This is a genomic window from Streptomyces sp. B1866, assembly GCF_031932565.1.
Lineage (GTDB): Bacteria > Actinomycetota > Actinomycetes > Streptomycetales > Streptomycetaceae > Streptomyces.
This window is the reverse complement of record NZ_JAVSCF010000443.1, coordinates 1-2,575: the sequence shown is the minus strand read 5'-3', so window position 1 is coordinate 2,575 and position 2,575 is coordinate 1. Positions and strand designations below refer to the sequence as shown.

The 2,575-nt window shown below is 75.7% G+C and carries 2 protein-coding genes; both read right to left on the bottom strand.

All coding sequences use genetic code 11. The features are described from left to right. Window positions 1–64: 64 nt before the first annotated feature. Window positions 65–1,237: a D-alanine--D-alanine ligase family protein gene (locus RKE29_RS29205; protein WP_312008724.1), complete on the bottom strand. Its 1,173-nt coding sequence runs from the start codon at window positions 1,235–1,237 to the stop codon at window positions 65–67. A gap of 240 nt (window positions 1,238–1,477) precedes the next feature. Continuing rightward, window positions 1,478–2,479, bottom strand: coding sequence for an NAD(P)H-dependent glycerol-3-phosphate dehydrogenase (locus tag RKE29_RS29200; protein WP_312008723.1), 1,002 nt, complete (start codon window positions 2,477–2,479; stop codon window positions 1,478–1,480). Window positions 2,480–2,575: the final 96 nt, after the last annotated feature.

Below are 2,575 nucleotides of genomic sequence, written 5' to 3'. Positions count from 1 at the left end.
CGCGGCGGCCGCGGGGGCGGCGGCCGCGGGGGCGGCGGGCACGGACACGGGCCGCGGGCCGGCGTCAGCGCAGTCCGGTGGGGCGGCGCAGCGCCGCCTGGATGAGCCGGTCGATCAGCTCCGGGTAGCTCAGTCCGCTGGCCTGCCACATGCGCGGGAACATGGAGATGGGCGTGAAGCCCGGCATGGTGTTGATCTCGTTGATAACGAACTCGCCGCTGTCGAGCAGGAAGAAGTCCACGCGCGCGAGCCCCTCGCAGGACGCCGCCTCGAAGGCCCGCACGGCCAGCTCCTGGACCCGGGCCACCTGCTCGGGCGCGAGCGGCGCGGGCACGATGCCGTCGGCGGAGTCGATGTACTTGGCCTCGAAGTCGTAGAAGGCGTGGTCGGACACCGGGGGGATCTCGGCGGGCACGCTCGCGCGCGGCCCGTCCTCGAACTCCAGCACGCCGCACTCGATCTCCCGGCCGCGCATCAGCGCCTCGACGAGGATCTTCGGGTCGTGCCGCCGGGCCTCGGCGACCGCCTCGTCCAGCGCCTCGGGTCCGGTGACCTTGGCGATGCCGATGGACGAGCCCGCGCGGGCGGGCTTGACGAACACCGGCCAGCCGTGCGCGTCGGCGAAGTCCGTGATCCGGCGGCGGGCCAGGATCGGGTCGGTGTCCCACACGCGCGGGCGGACCACCTCGTACGGGCCCACCGGCAGCCCGAAGGAGGCGAAGACCCGCTTCATGTACTCCTTGTCCATGCCGACGGCCGAGGCGAGCACGCCCGCGCCGACGTACGGCACGCCCGACAGCTCCAGCAGGCCCTGGAGGGTGCCGTCCTCGCCGTACGGGCCGTGCAGCACCGGGAAGACCACGTCGACCTCGCCGAGCGCCTTGGGCACCGCGCCCGGCTCGCTGTAGACCACCTCGCGGCTGCCCGGGTCGACCGGCAGCACCACCGAGCCCTCGGTGGACTCGGCGAGCTCGCCGACGCTCGGCAGCCCGCCGCCCTCGATGGCCATCCGCTCGGGCTCGTCGGCGGTCAGCGCCCAGCGGCCGTCCCCCGTGATGCCGATCGGCAGCACGTCGTACCTCGCGCGGTCGATGGCGCGCAGCACGGCGCCCGCGGTGATCACCGAGATCGCGTGCTCGGAGCTCCGGCCGCCGAAGACGACGGCCACGCGCGGCTTCCGCCGCCCCCCGGAGGGCGCGGGCGGGACAGGGCTGGGTGGGGAAGTCTCGCTGCTCATATCGGAGGTGAGACTACCGTGCGGCCCGCGCGTGAGGGCAGTGCGCGCGGGCCGCGCGTCGGCGGCCGTACGCCGCGAGGCGTCCGCACGGCGGCCCGGGCTCCCGCGCGGGACCGCCGCCGCCCCGCGCGGGTTCAGCGCCGCCACGCGCGGGACGGCGGCCGCGTACGACGCGCGCGGCCGCGGCGTACGCGGTCTTCGTGCGCCCGTCCCGCCGCCGCGGGGCCCGGGGCCGGCCGGTCAGTGCCGCTCGGCCTTGGCGCTGCGCGACATCAGCTCCTTGAGCGCGACCAGCGGCGGCTTGCCGTCGTGCACGATGTCCACGACCGTCTCGGTGATCGGCATGTCGACGCCGTACCTGCGCGCCAGATCCAGCACCGACTCGCAGGACTTGACGCCCTCCGCCGTCTGCCGGGTCACCGCGACGGTCTCCTGGAGCGTCATGCCGCGGCCGAGGTTGGTGCCGAAGGTGTGGTTGCGGGACAGCGGCGAGGAGCAGGTGGCGACCAGGTCGCCCATGCCCGCCAGGCCCGCGAAGGTGTGCGCGTCGGCGCCCATGGCCAGCCCCAGCCGGGTGGTCTCGGCCAGGCCGCGGGTGATCAGCGACGCCTTGGTGTTGTCGCCCAGGCCCATGCCGTCGGCGATGCCGACCGCCAGCGCGATGACGTTCTTCACCGCGCCGCCCAGCTCGCAGCCCACCACGTCGGTGTTGGTGTACGGGCGGAAGTACGGGGTGTGGCAGGCGGCCTGGAGGCGGCGCGCCACGCCCTCGTCACGGCAGGCGACGACCGAGGCGGCCGGCTGCCGGGCGGCGATCTCCTTGGCGAGGTTGGGCCCGGTGAGCACCGCGACCCGGTCCGCGGGCGCCTCGGCGGTCTCCTGGATGACCTCGCTCATCCGCTTGGCCGTGTGCAGCTCGACGCCTTTCATGAGGGAGACCAGCACCGTGTCGGGCGGCAGCAGCGGCGCCCACGCGGTGAGGTTGCCGCGCAGCGTCTGGGAGGGCACGGCCAGGACGGTGAACTGCGCGCCGCGCGCCGCCTCGGCCGGGTCGGTGGTGGCCCGTACGCCCTCGGGCAGCACGACGCCCGGAAGGTAGTCCGGGTTGACGCGCTCGGTGTTGACCGCCTCGGCGAGTCCGGCGCGGCGGCCCCACAGCGTCACCTCGCAGCCGGCGTCGGCGAGCACGATCGCGAAGGCGGTGCCCCACGAGCCGGTGCCGTAGACGGCGCAGCGCGTCACACGCCCTCCTCGTCGGGCACCGCCCCGGCCCGCCGGGCGCCGGGCGCGGCCGCCTCGGCGGCGGGCGCGGCGGCGCGGGCCTGGCCGGACCCGTCG